The organism is Streptococcus sp. SC1 (assembly GCF_030272855.1).
Classification (GTDB): Bacteria; Bacillota; Bacilli; order Lactobacillales; family Streptococcaceae; genus Streptococcus.
The window spans coordinates 33,995-56,016 of record NZ_JAQCMU010000001.1 but is presented as its reverse complement, the minus strand read 5'-3'; the positions used below and the strand labels follow the sequence as shown (position 1 = coordinate 56,016).

The following is a 22,022-nucleotide window of genomic DNA, read 5'->3' as shown; positions in this document are numbered from 1 at the left end:
TTTTTATACACATTGTCTAAAAATTTGATATAATAGATTATACACAATAAAAAAATTAAGGCAAGCAGAAAAATCTATTTTTGTACATCTTGTCTAATTTTGTATAATTCAATAACAAAGGAAAGATTGAAATGACGGAAAGTAATAAACGTAAAAAAACCAAGGCCATCATTGAGAAGGCTATGGTTGACTTATTGCATCAAGAATCTTTTGACCATATTACAACAGTCGAATTGGCGCGAGCTGCCGGTATCAGTCGCAGTAGCTTTTATACCCATTACAAGGATAAATATGATATGATTGAGCGCTATCAGCAAGGCCTCTTTCATCAACTAGAATATATCTTTGAACACAATCGAGAAGATGTTGCAGTCGCTATCACAGAGGTCTTTCAGTTCCTGACCCAAGAGCCTCTTCTGGCTGCTCTCTTGACGGAAAACGGTACTAGAGAAATCCAAAATTTCCTACGCCATAAGCTCCAATCCTTACTTTCCCAAATCCTACAGGAACGGTTTCGCAATAAAGCTTTCAATCAAATCGAAAAGGAATACGGTATAGTCTACCTCGTTAATGCTTTCTTTGGCGTCTACCAGATGTGGATCGCCCGAGGCAGTAAGGAAAGCCCGGAACAAATGGCTAATCTTCTTTTAAAAATGCTATAAAACTCAACAACTAATAAAGGCTGGGACAAGATGTCCCAGCCTCTTTTTGTTAATCGAATAAAAAAGAAGCCGAAAACGGCTTCTGAATAAATTTCCAATAGAAATTAAAGCATTTTGTTGTAGAATTCAACGACAAGTGCTTCGTTGATTTCTGGGTTGATTTCGTCGCGTTCTGGCAAGCGAGTCAATGAACCTTCTAATTTTTCAGCGTCGAATGATACGAATGCTGGACGTCCAAGAGTAGCTTCAACAGCTTCAAGGATAGCTGGAACTTTCAATGATTTTTCACGAACTGAGATCACTTGACCTGGAGTTACGCGGTATGATGGGATATCAACGCGTTTGCCGTCAACAAGGATGTGACCGTGGTTTACGAATTGACGAGCTTGACGACGAGTAGTCGCAAGACCAAGACGGTAAACAACGTTATCCAAACGACGTTCCAAAAGAAGCATGAAGTTGAAACCAAGGATTCCGCCTTTGATTTTTGTAGCTTGTACGAACAAGTTACGGAATTGTTTTTCACCTACACCGTAAGTGAAACGAAGTTTTTGTTTTTCAGCCAATTGCAAACCGTATTCTGACAATTTAGAACGGTTGTTTGGTCCGTGTTGTCCTGGTACGTAGTTACGGCGTGCCAATTCTTTACCTGTACCTGTAAGTGAAAGGCCAAGGCGACGAGCTTGTTTCCAAGATGGTCCTGTATAACGTGACATATGTATGTCCTCCTAAAAATAAAAATATTTCGGTGGAAATAGTCACTTAGAAAGCCCTGATTCGTGCAGATGCCCTTCGCCTAAACAGCCAAGGTTACTTGTCATAAGACACCTGTTGACGAGCTTCATGCTTTCCTGCTGCTATTTCACACAAAGGCTATTGTACCACAAAAAGAGATCGGTGTAAAGGGAGAAGGGATAAAAAACACGACAAATGCATGATAAACGTATGAAAATCAATCGCAAAAAATGGTAAACTCGACAAAATTGATTTCATGAATTATCGATTAATTTTTTAAAGTAGATTTATTCAAATAACTGACAATTGTTTCTGAAGCTTAGTCAAAAATATTTGTTTGATGAAAACTCAACCGCAAACACTCTCTTCAGAAAAAATTGAAATTAAATTTGTCTAGCGAGATTTTTAATTTCTGTTGTGATGTCCTTCCCAATGCCTTTGAAAAATCTTTTGCGAATAATGGCGTTCCACTCTCTTTTATCAATATGATTAGAAAAGCTATGTATATAAAGCGGTAATACCTCTATAAAAATTTTTAATAAAATTTTAGAATTAACTTCTTCATCCATTCCTACAATGTCATTAATTAAACAACTTTTGAGATCAACATCAATAAAAGAATTTTCCCCCATCATTATTTTAAACTTCTCATCCCTATAATCCATCGTCAATTCTACTTTAGAGATATCCTTATTTTCAAATAAAAATAATAATGTTGTTAATAAATTAATGACTCTGCGTCCTGTTCCAGATATGGTTGCCATTTTATCCTCAGTCTCTCCCTTAAATCCAACCAATGTTTCTAATTTAAGACTATTTCCGATATCAATATATTCATAGTTATGTTTTAATAACCTATAAAGTGACCAAATGAAGATATCTGACTTCAGTCCAGAAAATCTATGTTCTTTTATTTCATTTTTTCCAGTATAATTCAGCATTCTCCTTAAAATTGAAAGAGTTTTATTAGAGTAAGATTTATCAATAAGATAGTATAATCGTCCCTCATTTGCAAAAACTATAATTTGAGAAGTGCTCTCTCCAACCCTATCTTCTCTTTTAGGCTCCCGCTCCTTACCTTTTTTAACAAATTCATATGAAAAATATATGTAATTGTACTCTACTCTGTTATTAGATAAATCAATAAATTGATTATCTTCAAATAACTTGATTCTAGTTTCGTTTAATACCGAATTGTCAGAACTATCAATATCATTTTTAGATGTACTGACAACTTTGTTTAATAAATCTGTCAAACTATTATTTCTTTTATCTTCCCAAAGAGAAAATACCATATTTACTGCCCTTTCTGTTCAATTGTTAAACCTGTACTATCAAAATTAATCAATGGATTGCTAATAGATCTATTAAAATCGAACTTAATATAATCAGAATTTCCCACGTTATGACTATCTAGTGATATATTAAATTCCACTTCACGCTCAAATGATACATTTTTTTGCTGTACCGTAGTTGTAAGTTTTAATAAATCAATTTCTATTCTATTTTCAACGATATTTATGAAATTAGAATGTCCCCTCGAAAGCTGTAAAGTAAAATAATCAGGAAATTTTGTTACCAATTTAGAGTAGGGTTTTCTAGCACTTCCTGTGATATTAATCTTTATTAAAACCTCAATATTACTAGTAACCATATCTGGTCTAACTATCAATTTTTGATTCTCTTGTTGACGTGCAATCAAAGACAATTTAACTTTCATTCTTTGCTTATTAATTATTTCATTAATTATTTCAATGAGAATTGAGAACAAAGTAGTATAAAACGCAATATCAAAACTATTAAGAATCTTTGGGGAATTGATTTTAAAAATATATATGCTAATAGGAATATTATTCGCCAAAAAACCTGAAAGAATCATCAAGAATAAATTTAAAAGCATAGTTTTAATTTTCTCATTCATTGCAATAATCCTTAATTATATCCTTCAAAAACTGTTCTAAAAATATTTCAAGATTATCTCCAGCAATTATACCTTGATTATTCATCTCTATATTTTCTTTTTCATAAAAAAAATTTATCATATCTACATTCTCAACAATATCTCTATTAGATAGGATCTTCAGTAAGGCTTTTTGCTCTTTCGATGTCATAGATCTTTTTAGATATTCATTCACATTATAATCATTACTATCATTAGGATAAGTCTCAATTTTAATTATATTTATATTATTACTTAATAGATTTTCTACCACATATATAAGAAAGTCGTTCGTGAAAAGAAATTCACTATTCCCTTCTTTTTTTTGTTGTACTCTAAACTCAGAGGAGACTTCCTTAGTAAATGCTTTTGAAGGTAATTCTTTATAAATTATCTCTTTATTCTTATTAAAAAAAATTTTTCCAACCATTTCTCCTCCTCCTAATTTATTTTTATTGTTTAAAATGATTATATCAAAAAAATAAGTAAAGAGCTATATTTTCTACAAATATCAAATACTGATAAATAAGAAAACTCAGATACTTAAATATGGGTATCTGAGTTCTTATTCCACCCCAGCAGTTCCAATATCTGCCGCTTATAGGCCAACTTCTGGACTTCCTTATCCTCGCTGTCTGACCAGGTCAGCTGGAGATCTGCAACGATTTGCCCAGGTCGATTTTTCAGAATATAGATGCGATCGCTGAGAGCCAGAGCTTCCTCGATGCTATGAGTAATGAGAAGAGTCGTCAGACCCAGCCTACGATGAATATCCAGATACCAAGCGTGCAGCTCCATCTTAGTCAGCTCATCCAGAGCACTAAAGGCCTCGTCCAGAAGAAATGGCCTGTGACCGAACATATAGGTCCGCAGCAGAGCCACGCGCTGCCGCATCCCCCCGCTCAGCTCATGTGGATACTTGTCTGCCACATCAAAGAGCCCGAACTCCTTCAAAATCTGACTTGCCTGCTCCGTCGCTTCCTTTTTGGATACTTTTCGGATTAGCAGGGGCAAGATGACATTGCCCAGCACCGTCTTGTGCTCCAGCAGCAAGTCCTTCTGCAGCATATAACTCACCCGGCCCTTAGGATTTTCCTGCCCATCTAGGACAATCCTGCCCGACTGGACCTCCAAAATCCCAGCAATCAGATTAAAGAGGGTCGTTTTCCCGACTCCACTAGGCCCCAAAATCGCTACGACCTGGCCTGCTTCTACTTCCAGGCTGATATCTTTCAAAATCCGCTGCTCATCATAAGCATAGCTTACATTTTCAAGTTTAATTTCTGTCATTATTTTATATAATCGTTGCTGAATCCCTTATCACTCAAGTCATTGTTCACAATGCCGTTGTTCTTGGCCCATTTATAAAAGGCATTCCAGCGGCTAGCCTCAAACTGACCCCACTTGTCCTTATCCGATGCATATTGCTCGGACAAATATTTTTGAGAAGCCAAGACAAAGTCACGCTTAGTTTTCAACTCTGGCGCATGCTCAATTAAAATATCCGCCGCTTCTTCAGGGTGCTCCATAGCATATTGGTAGCCCTTCTTGATGGCCTGTAAAACCTTTTTCGCTTCGTCCGGATTCTTCTTCAGATAGTCATTATTGGCAATAATCACTGGAGAATAATAGTCAAACTCCTTGACATAGTCCTTCATATAAAAGAAATTAGTGTCCATGCCCTGAGTCTGAGCCATGATGCCGTCCCAGCCATGATAAATCCAGGCTGCATCAAACAAACCATTTTCAATCGGCGTAATGGAGTTGGAATCGTTATTTGGAACCTTCTCTACATCATCAAACTTGCTACCTTGGCTTTCGACCAAGGTTTTGAGCATGCCTAGCTCCACTGGATCATTCCAGGTGCCATATTTCTTCCCAGCCAGATCCTTGGGACCATTAATCCCTGCAGACTTCTTAGAAATAATGCCCGAAGTATTATGCTCTACAATAGCCGCCACAGCTGTGATTTCTGCACCCTTATCCAGTTTTTTAGCCATGGAGTCCTGGAAGTAAATACCAAAAGGTGCCTTGCCATTGATAATCAAATCCGAACTGCTATCTTCAGGCGGCAACTTGATATCCACATCCACGCCTGCCTCCTTGAAGTAACCCTTTTCCTGAGCCACATAAAGACCGGTATGATTAGTGTTAGGTGACCAGTCTAGGATAAAATCAATTTTTTTATCCTTGCTTTCAGACGTTGATTTCGACTGACTGCAGGCCGCTAGGCCGATGATTGATACGGCAGCCAAACCTGCCAACAACATTTTATAGGTTTTTTTCATTATAATCCTCTTTTCTTTTTTGGGAAATAGCAGAGCTGAGCTCCTATTTCCACTTAATGACATATTTTTCACTGACAGCCACCAGCTTCATCCCCAGAAGACTGATAACCGAAACCAATATGATAATAGCAAACATAGTATCGTACTGGAAAAGTTTCTTGGACTGAATCATATAAACACCCAAGCCTTCGAAACCGCCCAGCCATTCGGAAACAACGGTCGTGATAAAGGCGTAGGAAACACTGACACGCAAGCCCGCATAGAAATAGGGCAGACTAGCTGGAATCTTAAAATGCCAGAGAATCTGCCAGCGATTGGCCTGCATAAGCTCAAAGAGAGTCAGAGTATCCCGGTCACAATGCCGAAAACCATCCAGAATACTGACGATAATCGGAAAAGTCGTCGTCAGAATAATGAGTACAATCTTGGGCAAAATCCCATAACCCAGCCAGAGAACCAAGATTGGCGCCAAAGCAATGGTCGGAATCGTCTGCACCACGACCATCATAGGGTAAACCAAATCATTGAGCCAGCTCATGCTGTCCATGAGCACAGCTAGTATACAGGCCAAGATGACACCCAAGACTAACCCCAGCAAAGCTACTTTTAAGGTGGCCCAGCTATGACTTGCTAGAAATCCGGCATCTCTGATAAAGGCCTGGCCGATTTCCAGAGGTGTCGGCAGGATAAACTTGGGCAAGAGCTTGAGCCAGCCCATAACCTGCCAGATGGCAAGGACTCCCAGCATACCCAAAAGGCTAATCTGCTGCCGCAGGATATTTTTCAAGTTTTTCATCAATACTTAAAATCTTTCCATAGTTTATTTTCACATTAGCAAAAACATTGTCTGCCTGAGTACCTGCAAGCTCAATCGCCTGCTGCAGAATAGGAAATAAGGTCTCCCATTCCCCTTCTAGAACGGTCTCAAAAGGCGTCACGACCATCTTCACTGGCTGTTTTTGCAAAAACTCAATTACTTCCTCTATGACTGCCAAACGATTCACATCATGTGACAAAGGAAGAATTTGTAAAGCGATACTGGCTTTCATCTCTTCACCTCCTTACTTTCATGCTTCATCTGAGAATAATGTATGCAGATAGGATTAAAATTCACAAGAAAATAACTTGGTTTTTAAACAAAAAGACAGCGAGCTCCCTTTATAAACACCTTACTTTCCATACAAAAACACCTTCTCCAATATGGAAAAGGTGTTGCATGCATCAGTAAACTAAAGATTGGTGAATAATTCCCCATTTTAGCAAAACCACAAGGTCTTTACAAATACAATTCCCTACGCTGGCATTATCCAGATCAGGTGCGGTCGAAGCTTACACTTCCTCTCAGACTGTACACAGACTCCCATATATAGGATTATGATAACGCAATCATCAGCAAATGTCAAGATTGGAGCTTGGACTCACTCCTTTTCAACGATAAGTGAAGCAAACGATCATCAATTAGCCAAACTTCCCTTTCGCAGCCAACAAAGACTCCATAGCCCTGATATTCTCTGGCTCACTTGTGGATAAGATGGTTTCAAAACCCAGTTCAGCTGCCGTATCCAAGTTAGCTTGAATGTCATCAATAAAGACTGACTCTGTCGGATCAAGACTATACTTTTTTAGTAGCTTTTGATAAATCTCTAGCTCTGGCTTGACAACCCCGACTTCTGAGGAAAGGATATAGCCCGACAGTAGTGGAAAGATGGGCAGTGAACCAGCTTTTTCAATACGGTAAAAAATCTCGCAAGTAGTTGACAGGATGTAAATGCGATAACCTTGATTAGCCCATAGTCGAATCTTTTCCTGTAAACCACTGTAAACCTCTACAACCTCATACCAATTGTAGAAGATATTCTGAACAGCAGGATGGTAGGAGTCATCCAGCTGAGCTAGCACTTCGTCACAGGCTTCTTTCAAGCTCAACTCTCCCTTGTCTGTTTGATGCCAGACACCCGAATCAAAAATAGCCTGTCTAAGAATCTGTCGACGCTCTTTCTCAGGTTCGAAAGTGGTCAAAATTTTCTCAGAATTCCATTCAATCAAGACATTTCCTAAGTCAAAAACTAAATTTCTTATCATTTCTTTCACCAGTCCTTTCTCTATATGTAGGAGCTTTCGTAAGTTCTAGCTCATGCCATTGCAAATCCGCTATTTCGGATGGTCTTCACCATCCTTGGTATAGCATATTTAGGTTAAGAAAAATCCCAGAAATGAACTGTTCCTCAAAGTTGGGGTTTACCCAACTCTAGGAAGCAATACAAAGTTCTGGAATCACCTATTATTCTTAGTCAAAATAGCGAATTAAATTTTTCTCTGTCAAAATATCTGAGTAAGTATAGGACTCCACATAGGTGTTGGCAATTTCACCCGGCTGCCCCCCTTCATTTTCATACTCAACGATAAATAGAGAAGGATAAACTTCAATCAAACGACCTTGTTTACTTTTTTGGCGCTTACGGCCATTTTCCAAGGTCATTTCCACCATCTGCCCCTCGTGAGCCTTGATGTCCTCCTTGATTTTCTTCATTTTTGCTACATCTGTAAATGCATCACTCATACTATACATCCTCTCTTTTAGAAATACTTGAAAATTTATTATATTCTTTTTGGAAAATTAGCTCAACCGTACCACGCGCTCCGCTCCGGTTTTTCTCAATAATGACTTCAACCTTGTTGTTAGGAATGCCTTCCTCTTCCTCACCAGCCCGTTCATAATAGTCATCTCGGTAAAGAAAGGCTACGATATCCGCGTCCTGCTCGATAGATCCAGATTCCCGAATATCTGATAGTACTGGGCGCTTATCCTGCCGTTGCTCCACGCCACGCGAGAGCTGACTCAGAGCAATAACCGGCACCTTGAGTTCCTTCGCTAAAATCTTAAGCTGGCGAGAAATTTCCGAAACTTCCTGCTGACGGTTTTCACGACCCGTTCCTGTAATCAATTGCAGATAGTCAATTAAAATCAGGCCAAGATTGCCTGTCTCTTGAGACAGCTTGCGAGCCCGCGAACGAATCTCCGTAATCCGAATCCCTGGCGTGTCATCAATATAGATACTAGCATTGGCCAGATTCGCTGTCGCAATAGTATATTTCTGCCACTCTTCATCTGTCAGTTGCCCCGTACGGATAGAGTGAGAATTAATCACTCCCTCTGAAGCCAGCATCCGATCCACCAGACTCTCTGCCCCCATTTCTAGAGAGAAGATAGCCACTGTCTTATCCAGCTTAGTCCCAATATTCTGGGCGATATTGAGGGCAAAGGCTGTCTTACCGACCGCTGGACGAGCAGCTAGGATGATTAACTCTTCTTCATGCAAGCCCGTCGTCATCTTATCCAACTCACGGTAACCCGTCGCAATCCCCGTAATATCAGTAGTTTGCTGAGAACGAGCTTCCAGACTAGCGAAGTTAAGATTTAGAATATCCTGGATTGTTTTAAAACCGCTACGGCTGGCCGTTTCGCTGACATCAATCAGGGCCTTTTCCGCACCCGCAATGATTTCCTCAGATGGTCTCTCACCATCATAGGCTTGGTTAATGGATTCTGTCAAGCGTGAAATCAGGCGGCGTAAGATTGCTTTTTCAGAAACGATCTTGGCATAGTACTCTGCATTGGCAGAAGTCGGTACAGAGTTAACGACCTCCACCAGATAGCTCAGTCCGCCAATATTCTGCAAGTCTCCTTGGCTATCCAAAATATTGCGGACAGTGGTCGCATCGATAGCATCCCCACGATCCGCCAAGTCAATCATGGCCTTAAAAATCAGCCGATGAGCATATTTAAAGAAATCTCCAGGCTCAATATATTCACGGACAAAGACCAGTTTGCTCTCATCAATGAAAATGGCCCCTAGTACAGACTGTTCTGCTAAAATATCTTGAGGCTGAGCTCGCAACTCATCAATCTCTGCCATAGGTGAATCCTTCCTTTATTCCCTTTCTACCCTTCCGTAACCCGCAGGCGAATCACACCTGTCACATCTTGGTAAATCTTTACAGGAACATCAATCAGACCAATCGAACGAATGGGAGAATCAACCTTGATATTCCGTTTGTCAATTTTTAAGCCAAACTGCTTTTGTAGTTCATCAGCAATTTTCTTGTTGGTAATCGAACCGAAAGTCCGTCCGTCTGGTCCGACCTTCTCTGTAAACGCAACAACCGTTGCTTCTTCTTCCAACTTAGCTTTGATAGCTTGAGCCTCTGCCACCATCTCTGCGTGAGCCTTTTCCTGAGATTTTTGCTTACCTCTCAGCTCACCGATAGCTTGTGCATTGGCTTCCTTAGCCAGATTTTTCTTAATCAGGAAATTTTGAGCGTAGCCAGTAGGCACTTCCTTGATTTCCCCTTTTTTCCCTTTTCCTTTTACATCTGCTAAAAAAATAACTTTCATTTTATTTCTCCTTTTCTAGTGATTCTTCATTATCCATCACTTGATCCATAATCTCTTGATTTAGACGCTGAGTGACTTCAGCAACCGTTTGATCGCTAACTTGCGCTGCTGCTAGATTAAAGTGGCCGCCACCACCCATTTTCTCCATAATCCGCTGAACATTGATCTTGCTGCGACTACGAGCTGAAATGGATACGTAACCTTCGGTATTCTTGCTGACTACAAATGTTGCTTCAATGCCCGACATGGCAAGCATGGTGTCAGCTGCCTTACTAATGACGACTGTATCATAGCTGGCATTTTCAGGACCCGCTGCTACAATTACATTTGGCAAAAGCTTCTTACCTGTCAAAATCAGCTCATTGACTGCTCGATACTCTTCAAAATTCGTCGAAGAAATATCCTGAATGACCACACTATCACTGCCCCGAGCTCGCAAATAACTGGCTACATCAAAGGTTCGGCTCGTCACTCTGGAGGTGAATTTCTTGGTATCCAGCATAATCCCGGCCATGAGCAGGCTGGCTTGAATTTTATTCAGGCGATTCTTCTTGGAATTTTGGAACTGAATCAGCTCCGTTACCAATTCGCTGGCACTGCTAGCTCCACTTTCGATATAGGCGATGACTGCATTTTCAGGGAAATCCTCATCGCGGCGGTGATGATCCACCACAATCGTCTGACTAAATCGGTCAAATAATTCCCTTGAAAGCGTTAAAGCTAGCTTCGAGTGGTCCACCATTATCAAGAGCGAACGACTGGTCACTCGGTTCATGGCTTCCGAAATCGACAAAAGATAATCAGCGCCTTCCGACGTCAATTTTTGAATGGAGCGATAGATGTCTGAGCCCATCTGTTGGTCATCATACACAACATAAGCTTTCTCAATGATATTGCTGGCAAAAAGCTGCATACCAACAGCAGAGCCTAAAGCATCCATATCAAGATTGCGATGGCCAACTACAAAAACCTGATCCACGCTCTTAATTTTATCCGAGATAGCAGTCATCATGGCTCTGGTACGCGTGCGTGTACGTTTAACAGATGCAGCCGTTCCACCACCGAAGTAAACTGGATTCTTGGTCTCATCATTCTCTTTGACAACCGCTTGGTCACCACCCCGAACCTCAGCTAGGTTAAGATTGAGGAGCGCGGTCTTACCAATTTCATCATGCTTGCCATCCCCGTAAGAAAAGCCCATACTAAGCGTCAAAGGAAGTTTTCGATTCTTAGCTTCTATCCGAAATTGGTCAATAATCGAAAATTTACTATCCATCAGTTGTTCCAAAACCGTATAATCCGTAAATAGATAATAGCGATCCATCCCCACCCGACGGTAAAACATGTGAAATTGATCAGAAAACTCGGCAACAAAGTTGGCAACAAAACTGTTGACATGGCTGATGTCCGAGTCTGAAACGGCATCTTCCAAGTCGTCATAATTGTCAACCGAAACGATACCGATAACTGGCCGCGTTGTCACTAGTCCAACTGTCGCTTCATACTCATTTGATGCATCAAAAAAATACAGGACGCTAGAAGCTGAATCAAAATAAACAGAATATTGATTATCCCCCACTGTTGCATAACTACCCGCTTGTGAAGCAGCAATGTGAATAATTTCCCGCAGGAGATCACTATTTAGCTCACCCTCATCCGTTGTAAAAATCAATTCGGCATAAGGATTGAACCAGTCCACATCTCCACTATTTTCATTTATTTTAATCACACCAACAGGCATCTTATCCAACAAGGAAGCCAAACTTCCTTCTGCTTGATGATTGACATAGCGAATCTGCTCAAGCTCGTCCAATTCAGTCACTCTTTGCTGCTGTATAAATAGCCAAACCAAGAGCGCCAACACTGTAAAAAGAGACACCAGCATAGGCAAACTATCACCAAAAAGGCGTAGACAAATAGCTAATATGATAAAGGAAGTAAACCCCACTATCGCAAAGTGGCTCGGGGAAAAACGAATTCTTTTCATTAAAAAACCTCTTATTGCGCCATTTTACCATATTTTCTTAAAAAAAGCGAGTTTTCACTGCCTCTGGATACTTGTGAAGCAAGAAAGGCTCAAATCCCGGATCTATTCTCAAATAAGCATTCATAATCAATTCACAAGATATGTAAACCTTGTAAACTTCATTAAACAAAGGTTGACAATAGTTGTAAAGTTCTCTCTATATAAAAAGATTTTTTTGTAAACAGACATTTACAATTCTGTAAGCTATATAAAAACGTACTATCAATAAGATAGTACGTTTTTATGGCTATGATTTTGCTTTATTTTTAGAAATGCTTCTAGACTTGCCTTCTAAGTAAACCATCAAAATAGAAATATCTGCTGGATTGACACCCGAAATACGGCTTGCCTGACCAATCGTTTCTGGATTGATTTTCTTAAACTTCTGTCGCGCTTCTGTCGCAATCGAATCAATATCATCCCAATCAATATTGGCTGGAATCCTCTTTTCTTCCATGCGTTTCATCTTCTCAACTTGATCAAGAGCTTTAGAAATATAACCTTCGTACTTAATCTCTGTCTCAATTAGCTCGATAATCTTTTCATCCAACTCTTCTACCGCTGGACCAATGAATTGAACCACATCTTGATAAGACACTTCCGGTCGCCGCATAAATTCTTTGGCTGTCACTGCATCTGTCAGAGCTTTAAAGCCAAGCGCTTCTATTTTAGCATTGGTTTCCTTGACAGGTTTCAACTTGATGGATTCCAAGCGCTTCATTTCATTGTCAAACTGATTCTTTTTAATCTCAAAGCGAGCCCAGCGTTCATCATCTACAAGACCAATTTCTCGGCCAATCTCTGTCAAACGCATATCGGCATTGTCATGGCGGAGAATCAAACGGTACTCCGCTCGGCTAGTCAAGAGGCGATAAGGTTCAACGGTCCCCTTGGTCACTAAATCATCAATCATAACTCCAATGTAACCATCACTGCGCTTCAAGATTAACTCCGGCTTCCCTTGGATCTTCAAAGCTGCATTAATCCCAGCGATAATCCCTTGACCAGCGGCTTCTTCATAGCCAGAAGTTCCATTAGTCTGACCTGCTGTAAAGAGCCCTGAAATTTTCTTGGTTTCCAAGGTTGCCCGCAATTGGTGAGGCATAATCATATCATACTCAATGGCATAGCCTGTCCGCATCATCTCAGCATTTTCTAGACCCTTGATAGAGTGAACCAAGTCCTTCTGTACATCTTCTGGCAAACTAGTTGACAGCCCCTGCACATAAACTTCTTCCGTATCACGACCCTCAGGCTCTAAGAAAAGCTGGTGGCGTTCCTTATCCGCAAAACGGACAATCTTATCCTCAATAGACGGACAATAACGTGGCCCTACTCCTTTAACGATACCTGAAAACATAGGAGCACGGTGCAGGTTATTTTGGATAATTTCATGACTTTCTGCATTGGTATAAGTCAGCCAGCAAGGCACTTGATCTTTCACATAGTCTTCATCACGAGATGTGTAAGAGAAATGATTGGCCTTTTCATCACCTGGCTGAATTTCGGTCACATCATAATTGATAGATGATGCCTTGACACGCGGAGGTGTTCCTGTCTTAAAACGACCAATTTCAAAGCCTAGATCCCGCAGGTTATCTGCTAAAGGAATGGCTGCCAAGCTATGGTTTGGACCAGATGAATACTTGAGATCACCAATGATGATTTCTCCCCGCAAAGCTGTTCCAGTCGTAACAATGACGGCTTTAGCCGCATACTCCTGTTGCGTCGCTGTTTTAACCCCAATGACCTTATCATCTTCTACCAAGATTTCATTAATCATGGTTTGTCGCAAAGTCAAATTTTCTTGATTTTCAACAGTCTTGCGCATTTCTTTAGAATAGAGCTCTTTATCTGCCTGCGCCCGAAGAGCCCGAACTGCAGGTCCCTTACCCGTGTTGAGCATTTTCATCTGGATATAGCTCTTATCGATATTCTTAGCCATTTCCCCGCCCAAAGCATCTACTTCACGGACAACAATGCCTTTTGCAGACCCTCCGATAGAGGGATTACAAGGCATAAAAGCCAGCATCTCAATATTGATGGTTGCCAAAAGAACTTTACAACCCATTCGACTAGCAGCAAGCGATGCCTCAACCCCAGCGTGCCCTGCTCCAATCACGATAACATCATAACTTTCAGTAAAATTGTGTATCATTTCTTTTTCCTTCATTTTTTCACCAAAAAAGGCCAAGTCTCTAGAAGTGCAGGACAAAAAAGCCTGCAACATCCATGAGCTTTGACCATCATAGGTATTGCTTATCTTATTTTAGCAAATTATGTTGAATTGTCAATCTAAATGTACTGCAAGACTTGACCATTCTTATAAGCTCTGTCAATCAAGCCTCCACCCAGGCACTCATCGCCATCATAGAAGACGACTGCTTGACCTGGAGTAATAGCCCTTTGTGGTTTATCAAAGTTGACGACTGCCTTGTCACCCTTTACAGTAACTGTCACTTTGGAATCAGGCTGACGATAACGGAACTTAGCTGTACATTCCATAGTAAATTCTTCTGGCATTTCTTTTGTGAAATGAACCTGACTAGCGTCAAGACTGGTTGACATCAAATTGTCATGATAAAAGCCCTGACCAACGTAAAGAATATTTTGGCTTAGATCTTTTCCAACCACAAACCAAGGCTCATTATCACCACCATGTTGTCCACCAATTCCAAGTCCACCCCGCTGGCCAATAGTATAATACATGAGTCCTGCATGCTGGCCCATATCTCGGCCTTCCAAGGTCATCATACGACCAGGTTGGGCTGGTAAATATTGACTCAGAAATTCTTTAAAATTCTTCTCACCAATGAAGCAAATACCTGTCGAGTCTTTTTTCTTAGCTGTAGCTAAACCAGCTCTTTCAGCAATTGCTCGAACTTCTGGTTTTTCTAAATGACCCAGAGGAAACATAGTCTTTTGCAGTTGTTCCTGTGATAGTTGGCTTAGGAAGTAAGTCTGATCCTTATTGTTGTCCTTGCCACGCAGCATGTGAACCAAGCCATCTTGGTCTCTCTTCACCTGAGCATAGTGACCCGTTGCTACGTAATCTGCACCCAGTGTCAAGGCATAGTCAAGGAAGGCTTTAAACTTGATTTCCTTGTTACACATAACATCTGGGTTCGGAGTCCGACCAGCTCGGTATTCCGCCAAGAAGTATTCAAAAACGCGATCCCAATACTCTTTTTCAAAGTTGACAGAGTAGTAAGGAATGCCAATTTGATCTGCAACAGCTGCTACATCTTTGTAGTCTTCTGTGGCTGTGCAGACACCAAATTCATCTGTGTCGTCCCAGTTTTTCATGAAGATACCAATCACATCGTAACCTTGCTCTTTCAAGAGCAAGGCAGTTACTGATGAATCAACACCTCCGCTCATACCAACAACGACACGAATCTTAGAGTTATCATTCATTGTGTTCTCCCATCTTTTCGTTATTTCACGATTGAAGGTCGTGCTGTGCTTTCAACGATTGAAGGTCGCTTGAGCAAGGTCTATTATAGCATGATTTAGCACGGAGAACAACGAATAACCTTTGGCCAATCTGAAGAGCTTTATAAGTTGTCAAGTAAATTTACAGTATTGTAAACATCTTGATAAAAAATATCATATTCCAAGCAAAAATGTACTAATAATTATAAAAAAGGGACTAGAATATAAACTCCAATCCCTGTAAATATAATTTTTCCTAAAGTTTTAATACCAGCCATTTGCTAACCAGAAATTTTTAGCAGCCGACCATGAGCCATAGCGACCTGCTACATAAGCATCCGCTGTCTTCTCTTGATTTTCTGGTGATAAATCTCCATTTAGATAGGTGATGGTCAACTGATAGCGACCATAGTATTGCCCATTTTGCGCTGTATAACTGCCGCTGGATTCTTTTTGAGCAATCCACTCCTTAGCCTCTGCATCCTCAGCACTCAAGCCAGAACTTAGGTTTACAGTAGATTGCTCAGCCTTATCTGATTTTTCAACAGTCATTTGCTCAGATACATCATCGTCCAGTTCTAAAACCTGGCCAACACTAATCAGATTGATATTGCTAATCTTGTTTTTTTGCGCAATCTTGTCAACAGTCGTCTGATGAGAAGCAGCAATCGCGGACAAGGTGTCACCTGAATTGACAGTATAACTTTCTGCATTGGCTACAATCGGAAGCAAAGCAGCAGCTCCTGCCATCAAACTGAACAAGCCTGCTTTCATCATTCTATTTTTAAAATACAAATTCATGTTTAGAATTCTCCTTTTCTGTGATATATCTATCCTAAAGCAAAAGTATTACAGAACTTTATTACTTTGATGAATTATATTACAGACTATTGAAGAACTTGTAAAAACAGACCTATATTCTAAAGTTTTTTGATGATGTAAAGGTTATGCTGAACTATCCCTATGTTTTTTGATCCATTTAAATCGAACCCTATCATAGAAGAAAAATAAAACTATTCCTAAAATAAAAGCTGCAGTTCCTTCCTTTAATCCTCTTGGAACAAATGATAAGGTAACTCTGCCTGCTCCTCTGCTCACATCAAGTTTCATAAAACCATTCTGCGCACGTTTTAACGGTACCTTCTTGCCATCTACACTAGCTGTCCAGCCCTTATCATAAGGAATGGTGAAAAAGAGAGAACTATCTCTATCCGCATGATAATCAACCGTTACCGTATTGGATTTTGTCGTCACAGAAACCTCTTGTTCTTTCAATTTACTTATGAGTTGCTGATATTTATTTACATCCACAGAGAAGAACTCTGGTTGGTTAAAAGAAACATTTCGATTCTCTGGAAAAGAAAATTGAATAGAAACCGTCTGTGCTTCCTTAAAGTAACCAATATTCAAAAATGGAAAAACATTATGGGTCAGATAACGATTCGTGATTCCATTTACAGTGATATTGACATCCGTCTGATTATCGTTTGAAAAATCAAGATCTGCAAGGTTGACATAGACTTGACTACCTGCAGGCACCTCAATTGTGTAAGTGACGCTAGAATAGCTTAATTGAGCGTCATTTTCGATGCTTGCAGTTACTTTCCCTTCAGTTTCTTCCTCATTAGCAGCTATAGAAATTCGCTCATAATATTTATGATTCAAACCCGATAATTGATTTAAAAAGGCTGTCTGATTGTCAAGTGTTAAATTAGTGAACTTGACATCTTTGTAAATATCATTGGTTAAGAAAGCCAAGCCCAAAGCATAATTATTTTCATACAATGTCATTGACCCCTCAGTCTTCTCTGCAGAAAAACCAAATTTCTGCGGATCTGTTTCAGACAAGTTATACTTTACAGTAAAAAGGCTATCCATCAAAATGCTATTATTTTGATAGCGAAGATTAAGATTAGTTCCTGCCGATTTAAAACCTAATTTATCTAAAGTCGAGCTTGCTTGCGTATTTCTAACTGATGAAAATTGAGAAATTCCATTATAATTAAATTTCATACTGTCATTCCCAGTCTGAGGATCAAGCCTCTCTGTTCGAAAAAAATCTCTATTTTCCCTCTTACTATACTTGACAAGATTGTCAATTTCATCCATTTTTTTCGAATAGGACGAACGACTTGCAAAGACCCATTCTTTAGCAATTCCATCAACCTGATAATAAGCGTTTAAGGTAAGCTCAAAAATCACAAAAAATAGTAAAGATAGTGTAAACATACTCTGCCTAACATGACAACGAATAAAAGCGAAGCTGATTAAGAGATAGGCAAGGAAGAACTCTAAAGTAAAAATGTAATTTTCGGGACCAAGAAAATCATAGTGTTTTCTATAATGCAAAGTGGCTAGAAAACCAAAAGAAATGAGCAGAAAGCTAAGGAATACTTGTCGCCATTTAACTTCCTCCAAACGATTGAGCGTTTCTGCAGCCATCAAAATGATAAGAAGAGAAAAGAGCCAAGAATAGCGATGCAAAAACATATTTGGCGCATGCATTCCTTGCCAAAGCAAATCCAGATACTGCAGTCGAAAACTCACTATAAAAATGCTAATCAAGAAAATGTAGGCCAGTTTCACGCGAAGCTTAATACTTTTTATCGTGAAAAATAAGATACTTAAAATAAGAGGAAATAGACCAACATAAATCATAGGAATGGATCCATACTTAGTCGTATCAAAACTTCCTACAAAATTTTTAGCAAAAACATCCAAGTACCAACTTTTTTCAGTAAATAAGTCTTCGACCTTTGTCAAGGTCTCACCATGTGAACTCAGATCTAGATAAGTCGGCAAAATCATAATTAAACTAGTAAGGCCTGCTAATATTGACACGATAGCAAAATCAGGGAGAGACCGAATCCTGGCCTTAAAATCCCAAGAAAGCTGAACGAGGTACCAAAGGACTAAAAACAAGGCCATCATGTAACCAAAATAATAATTTTGGATAAAGAGAATTGACAAGCTTGTAAAGTATAAAACTCTCCCTTGCTCATTCATCAACTTGTGTAAACCAAAGATGATAAGGGGGACTACTATAAATACATCTAACCAAGTTTTTATTTCAAGTTGACTAACTGAGAAACTCATCAAAGCAAACGAAGTTGACAGAATCAAGATTAGTGTTTCTGGAATTTTTTTAAAGATCCCTTTAATGCTAATACAAGTTGTCAACCCAATCAAGCCAAACTTAATAAGAGTAAACAAGTAAACTGCATCCGGCATTGATTTTAAATCGAAAAAGTAGACGAAGGGGGAAAGGAAACTTCCTAGATAATAGCTAGATAGGGCATAGAAATTCTGTCCCAATCCACTTGAAAACGTGTAAAAAAGACTATCCGTTCCGTGAAGAATATTTCTCAAAGTCGTATCAAATACGACATATTGATGGAAGCCGTCTCCAAGAAGCGGAGAAGTATCGCTACCCCAGTAGATACCTTGACTCAGATAAATAAAAAACATAATGAGAAAAGGTAAGATGAAGGAAGCTAAATAAAGCCAATTTTTCTTAAAAAAATATCTGATTTTTTCCATGTTTCTTATAGAGAAAGAGGCCGAAACGTTGTTTCATGCCTCTGTAAACCTCTGTCAACCTACATTGACAACTTATTAATCTTTCCAAAGTTCTTTGACTTTTGCCTGAACTTCTTGATTTTCCAAAAATTCATCATATGTCTCGTCAATGCGGTCAATCACACCATTTTTTGAGAGAACAATGATATGATTGGCCAAGGTTTGAATAAACTCATGGTCATGGCTAGCAAAGATGATCGACTCCTTAAAGTTCTTCAAACCATCATTAAGACTAGAAATAGATTCCAAATCCAAGTGATTAGTAGGATCGTCCAAAACCAAAACATTTGACTTGAGAAGCATCAGTTTAGACAACATAACCCGAACTTTTTCTCCACCTGACAAGACGTTGACAGGCTTGTTAACCTCATCGCCAGAGAAAAGCATCCTACCTAAGAAACCTCGAAGGAAGGTATTATCGTCTTCTTCTTTACTAGCAAATTGACGAAGCCAGTCAAGAATAGATTCACCACCAGCAAAGTCACGAGAATTATCTTTTGGCAAATAAGAACGACTGGTTGTGACGCCCCACTTGATAGTTCCTTCATAGTCAATATCTCCCATCAAGGCACGAATCAAGGCAGTTGTTTGAATATCATTTTGTCCAATCAAAGCTGTCTTATCGCCAGGACGCAGGATAAAGCTGATATTGTCAAGAATGGTTTCGCCGTCGATCTTGACAGAAAGATTTTCTACTGTCAAGAGATCATTCCCGATTTCCCGTTCCGCTTTAAAGCTGATAAATGGATATTTTCGACTTGACGGAACAATTTCTTCCAATTCAATCTTATCCAGCATCTTTTTACGAGATGTTGCCTGTTTAGACTTAGAAGCATTGGCAGAGAAGCGAGCCACAAACTCTTGCAATTGTTTGATTTTTTCTTCCGCCTTAGCATTTCGGTCAGCGAGCAACTTAGCTGCCAATTCACTTGATTCTTTCCAGAAATCATAGTTTCCGACATAAAGTTTGATCTTACCAAAATCAAGGTCAGCCATATGCGTACAAACTTTATTTAAGAAGTGACGGTCGTGGGATACGACAATAACTGTATTCTCAAAATCAATCAAGAAATCTTCCAACCAAGTGATAGACTGGATATCCAAACCATTGGTCGGCTCGTCCAGAAGTAAGACATCTGGCTTGCCAAAAAGAGCCTTTGCAAGAAGGACCTTAACCTTGTCGCCGTTTGTCAATTCACTCATATTTTGGTAATGCAAGTCTTCTGGAATATTGAGGTTTTGTAGCAATTGAGATGCTTCACTTTCAGCTTCCCAGCCACCAAGTTCAGCAAATTCACCTTCCAGCTCAGCCGCTCGAACCCCATCCTCGTCAGAAAAGTCAGGCTTCATATAAATAGCATCTTTCTCTTTCATAATGCTGTAAAGGTGCTCGTTCCCCATGATAACGACATCAATGACCCGCTCATCCTCATAGTCAAAATGATTTTGGCGCAAAACAGAGAGTCGCTCATCTGGCCCTAAAGAAATATGACCTGTCGTTGGCTCAATATCCCCAGCTAGAATCTTCAAGAAGGTAGACTTACCTGCACCATTTGCCCCAATCAGACCATAGGTATTTCCTTCTGTAAATTTAATATTTACTTCATCAAATAATTTTCGATCACTGAAACGCAGTGACACATCAGATACTGTAAGCAATGATTTTCTCCTATATATGTAATCTCCTCCATTTTACTAGAAAATTCTTCTTTTTTCAAATTATTATGGAATAAAAAACTATTTTAAGAGATAAAAATGCTGTCAACTTTGTAAACATGCTGTAAATATATTGTCAACCAATTTCTTTTAAACTATGATTCTTCTTTTTTCTTCTAGATTCTTCCGCATTTTCTTTGAAAATGATATAATGAGAACAACACTAATTGAGGAGCAAGCAATGACAAAACCCATTATTTTAACCGGAGACCGTCCGACTGGAAAATTACATATTGGTCATTATGTAGGAAGCTTACGTAACCGTGTCCTTTTACAAAATCAAGACAAGTATGAGATGTTTGTTTTTCTGGCGGACCAACAAGCTCTGACAGACCATGCGAAAGATCCACAAACGATTGTAGAATCCATTGGCAATGTAGCTTTAGATTATCTAGCAGCTGGACTGGATCCGAAAAAAGTGACTATTTTTATCCAAAGTCAGATTCCAGAGTTGGCAGAACTGTCAATGTACTACATGAATTTGGTGTCTTTAGCTCGTTTAGAGCGCAATCCAACTGTCAAGACAGAAATTGCTCAGAAAGGTTTTGGAGAAAGTATCCCAACTGGCTTTTTGGTTTATCCTATCTCTCAAGCAGCTGATATTACAGCCTTTAAGGCCAATTATGTACCTGTCGGAAATGACCAGAAACCAATGATTGAGCAGACACGTGAAATTGTTCGTTCTTTCAATCATGCTTATAATTGTGAGGTTTTGGTGGAGCCTGAAGGGATTTATCCAGAAAATGAAGCAGCTGGGCGTTTACCAGGGCTTGATGGTAATGCTAAAATGTCCAAATCATTGAACAATGGGATTTATCTAGCAGATGACATGGATACACTCAAGAAAAAGGTTATGAGTATGTACACCGATCCCGACCACATCAAAGTTGAAGATCCAGGAAAAATCGAAGGTAATATGGTTTTCCATTATCTGGATGTTTTTGGTCGGCCAGAAGATGCTGCTGAAATTACAGCTATGAAAGAGCACTACCAACGCGGTGGTCTGGGGGATGTCAAAACTAAACGCTATCTCCTGGATATTTTAGAGCGGGAATTAGGACCAATCAAAGAGCGTCGTCTCGAGTTTGCAAAAGACATGGGACAAGTCTATGAGATGCTGAAAGAAGGCAGTGATCGTGCTCGACAAGTTGCTGGACAAACCCTGTCAGAAGTCAAAAATGCAATGGGAATTAATTACTTTAAATAACGAACAATAATAGCAGATTGTATCAAAAACCATCGTCTT

General features: G+C 39.6%; 20 protein-coding genes. 2 read left to right on the top strand and 18 right to left on the bottom strand.

Annotation, left to right across the window (positions count from 1 at the left end; translation table 11 throughout):
- The first annotated feature begins 131 nt into the window (after window positions 1-131).
- The gene (locus PAN94_RS00290) at window positions 132-662 is read left to right on the top strand and encodes a TetR/AcrR family transcriptional regulator (RefSeq protein WP_005591417.1); all 531 of its coding nucleotides are present in this window, start codon (window positions 132-134) and stop codon (window positions 660-662) included.
- Window positions 663-766: 104 nt separating this feature from the next.
- Here PAN94_RS00290 and rpsD read toward each other — a convergent pair whose 3' ends face one another.
- From rpsD to PAN94_RS00200, 18 genes are all read right to left on the bottom strand, one after another.
- Window positions 767-1,378, bottom strand: coding sequence for a 30S ribosomal protein S4 (rpsD, locus tag PAN94_RS00285; RefSeq protein ID WP_000092756.1), 612 nt, complete (start codon window positions 1,376-1,378; stop codon window positions 767-769).
- Between the two features lie 402 nt (window positions 1,379-1,780).
- Complete coding sequence (locus tag PAN94_RS00280) at window positions 1,781-2,653, bottom strand: hypothetical protein (protein ID WP_285874184.1); 873 nt, start codon at window positions 2,651-2,653, stop codon at window positions 1,781-1,783.
- Between the two features lie 41 nt (window positions 2,654-2,694).
- The gene (locus tag PAN94_RS00275; protein WP_285874183.1) at window positions 2,695-3,318 is read right to left on the bottom strand and encodes a hypothetical protein; all 624 of its coding nucleotides are present in this window, start codon (window positions 3,316-3,318) and stop codon (window positions 2,695-2,697) included.
- Complete coding sequence (locus PAN94_RS00270; RefSeq protein WP_285874182.1) at window positions 3,311-3,766, bottom strand: hypothetical protein; 456 nt, start codon at window positions 3,764-3,766, stop codon at window positions 3,311-3,313. Before PAN94_RS00270 ends, PAN94_RS00275 begins: the two co-directional genes overlap by 8 nt.
- Before the next feature lie 113 nt (window positions 3,767-3,879).
- Window positions 3,880-4,626, bottom strand: a complete 747-nt coding sequence (locus PAN94_RS00265; RefSeq protein WP_285874181.1) for an ABC transporter ATP-binding protein — start codon at window positions 4,624-4,626, stop codon at window positions 3,880-3,882.
- The gene (locus PAN94_RS00260; protein WP_285874180.1) at window positions 4,626-5,624 is read right to left on the bottom strand and encodes an ABC transporter substrate-binding protein; all 999 of its coding nucleotides are present in this window, start codon (window positions 5,622-5,624) and stop codon (window positions 4,626-4,628) included. Before PAN94_RS00260 ends, PAN94_RS00265 begins: the two co-directional genes overlap by 1 nt.
- Window positions 5,625-5,667: 43 nt before the next feature.
- Window positions 5,668-6,420, bottom strand: coding sequence for an ABC transporter permease (locus PAN94_RS00255; protein ID WP_285874179.1), 753 nt, complete (start codon window positions 6,418-6,420; stop codon window positions 5,668-5,670).
- A complete protein-coding gene (locus tag PAN94_RS00250; protein WP_045499954.1) occupies window positions 6,383-6,673 on the bottom strand; it encodes a thiamine-binding protein in 291 nt (96 codons plus the stop codon). The genes PAN94_RS00255 and PAN94_RS00250 overlap by 38 nt, the downstream gene beginning before the upstream one ends.
- Before the next feature lie 409 nt (window positions 6,674-7,082).
- Window positions 7,083-7,706, bottom strand: coding sequence for an HAD family hydrolase (locus tag PAN94_RS00245; RefSeq protein ID WP_285874178.1), 624 nt, complete (start codon window positions 7,704-7,706; stop codon window positions 7,083-7,085).
- A 205-nt stretch (window positions 7,707-7,911) separates the two neighbouring features.
- Window positions 7,912-8,184 carry a Veg family protein gene (locus tag PAN94_RS00240; RefSeq protein WP_005592064.1) on the bottom strand — a complete coding sequence of 91 codons (273 nt, stop codon included), beginning with the start codon at window positions 8,182-8,184 and terminating at the stop codon, window positions 7,912-7,914.
- Between the two features lies 1 nt (window position 8,185).
- Entirely contained in the window at window positions 8,186-9,541 is a 1,356-nt protein-coding gene (dnaB, locus tag PAN94_RS00235) for a replicative DNA helicase (RefSeq protein ID WP_015606064.1), read from the bottom strand.
- A gap of 26 nt (window positions 9,542-9,567) precedes the next feature.
- Window positions 9,568-10,020: a 50S ribosomal protein L9 gene (gene rplI, locus PAN94_RS00230; RefSeq protein WP_125373170.1), complete on the bottom strand. Its 453-nt coding sequence runs from the start codon at window positions 10,018-10,020 to the stop codon at window positions 9,568-9,570.
- A gap of 1 nt (window position 10,021) precedes the next feature.
- Window positions 10,022-12,007, bottom strand: a complete 1,986-nt coding sequence (locus tag PAN94_RS00225) for a DHH family phosphoesterase (RefSeq protein WP_285874177.1) — start codon at window positions 12,005-12,007, stop codon at window positions 10,022-10,024.
- Window positions 12,008-12,293: 286 nt separating this feature from the next.
- A complete protein-coding gene (mnmG, locus tag PAN94_RS00220) occupies window positions 12,294-14,204 on the bottom strand; it encodes a tRNA uridine-5-carboxymethylaminomethyl(34) synthesis enzyme MnmG (RefSeq protein ID WP_285874176.1) in 1,911 nt (636 codons plus the stop codon).
- Between the two features lie 137 nt (window positions 14,205-14,341).
- The gene (gene mnmA / locus PAN94_RS00215; RefSeq protein WP_285874493.1) at window positions 14,342-15,487 is read right to left on the bottom strand and encodes a tRNA 2-thiouridine(34) synthase MnmA; all 1,146 of its coding nucleotides are present in this window, start codon (window positions 15,485-15,487) and stop codon (window positions 14,342-14,344) included.
- A 258-nt stretch (window positions 15,488-15,745) separates the two neighbouring features.
- Window positions 15,746-16,282 (bottom strand): aggregation-promoting factor, encoded by a 537-nt coding sequence (gene apf / locus PAN94_RS00210; protein ID WP_285874175.1) that lies wholly within the window; start codon window positions 16,280-16,282, stop codon window positions 15,746-15,748.
- Between the two features lie 144 nt (window positions 16,283-16,426).
- Window positions 16,427-19,021, bottom strand: coding sequence for a YfhO family protein (locus PAN94_RS00205; RefSeq protein ID WP_285874173.1), 2,595 nt, complete (start codon window positions 19,019-19,021; stop codon window positions 16,427-16,429).
- Window positions 19,022-19,096: 75 nt separating this feature from the next.
- Window positions 19,097-20,719, bottom strand: coding sequence for an ATP-binding cassette domain-containing protein (locus PAN94_RS00200; RefSeq protein WP_285874172.1), 1,623 nt, complete (start codon window positions 20,717-20,719; stop codon window positions 19,097-19,099).
- A gap of 238 nt (window positions 20,720-20,957) precedes the next feature.
- On the opposite strand from PAN94_RS00200, the gene trpS reads away from it, so the two are divergent.
- A complete protein-coding gene (gene trpS, locus PAN94_RS00195; RefSeq protein WP_285874170.1) occupies window positions 20,958-21,983 on the top strand; it encodes a tryptophan--tRNA ligase in 1,026 nt (341 codons plus the stop codon).
- The last annotated feature ends 39 nt before the right edge of the window (window positions 21,984-22,022 follow it).

Excerpts from the sequence above, each read along its gene's own strand:
- PAN94_RS00290 (WP_005591417.1), top strand. The coding sequence starts at position 132 with ATGACGGAAAGTAATAAACGTAAAAAAACCAAGGCCATCATTGAGAAG.
- rpsD (WP_000092756.1), bottom strand. The coding sequence starts at position 1,378 with ATGTCACGTTATACAGGACCATCTTGGAAACAAGCTCGTCGCCTTGGC.
- PAN94_RS00275 (WP_285874183.1), bottom strand. The coding sequence starts at position 3,318 with ATGAATGAGAAAATTAAAACTATGCTTTTAAATTTATTCTTGATGATT.
- PAN94_RS00270 (WP_285874182.1), bottom strand. The coding sequence starts at position 3,766 with ATGGTTGGAAAAATTTTTTTTAATAAGAATAAAGAGATAATTTATAAA.
- PAN94_RS00265 (WP_285874181.1), bottom strand. The coding sequence starts at position 4,626 with ATGACAGAAATTAAACTTGAAAATGTAAGCTATGCTTATGATGAGCAG.
- PAN94_RS00260 (WP_285874180.1), bottom strand. The coding sequence starts at position 5,624 with ATGAAAAAAACCTATAAAATGTTGTTGGCAGGTTTGGCTGCCGTATCA.
- PAN94_RS00255 (WP_285874179.1), bottom strand. The coding sequence starts at position 6,420 with ATGAAAAACTTGAAAAATATCCTGCGGCAGCAGATTAGCCTTTTGGGT.
- PAN94_RS00250 (WP_045499954.1), bottom strand. The coding sequence starts at position 6,673 with ATGAAAGCCAGTATCGCTTTACAAATTCTTCCTTTGTCACATGATGTG.
- PAN94_RS00245 (WP_285874178.1), bottom strand. The coding sequence starts at position 7,706 with ATGATAAGAAATTTAGTTTTTGACTTAGGAAATGTCTTGATTGAATGG.
- PAN94_RS00240 (WP_005592064.1), bottom strand. The coding sequence starts at position 8,184 with ATGAGTGATGCATTTACAGATGTAGCAAAAATGAAGAAAATCAAGGAG.
- dnaB (WP_015606064.1), bottom strand. The coding sequence starts at position 9,541 with ATGGCAGAGATTGATGAGTTGCGAGCTCAGCCTCAAGATATTTTAGCA.
- rplI (WP_125373170.1), bottom strand. The coding sequence starts at position 10,020 with ATGAAAGTTATTTTTTTAGCAGATGTAAAAGGAAAAGGGAAAAAAGGG.
- PAN94_RS00225 (WP_285874177.1), bottom strand. The coding sequence starts at position 12,007 with ATGAAAAGAATTCGTTTTTCCCCGAGCCACTTTGCGATAGTGGGGTTT.
- mnmG (WP_285874176.1), bottom strand. The coding sequence starts at position 14,204 with ATGATACACAATTTTACTGAAAGTTATGATGTTATCGTGATTGGAGCA.
- apf (WP_285874175.1), bottom strand. The coding sequence starts at position 16,282 with ATGAATTTGTATTTTAAAAATAGAATGATGAAAGCAGGCTTGTTCAGT.
- PAN94_RS00205 (WP_285874173.1), bottom strand. The coding sequence starts at position 19,021 with ATGGAAAAAATCAGATATTTTTTTAAGAAAAATTGGCTTTATTTAGCT.
- trpS (WP_285874170.1), top strand. The coding sequence starts at position 20,958 with ATGACAAAACCCATTATTTTAACCGGAGACCGTCCGACTGGAAAATTA.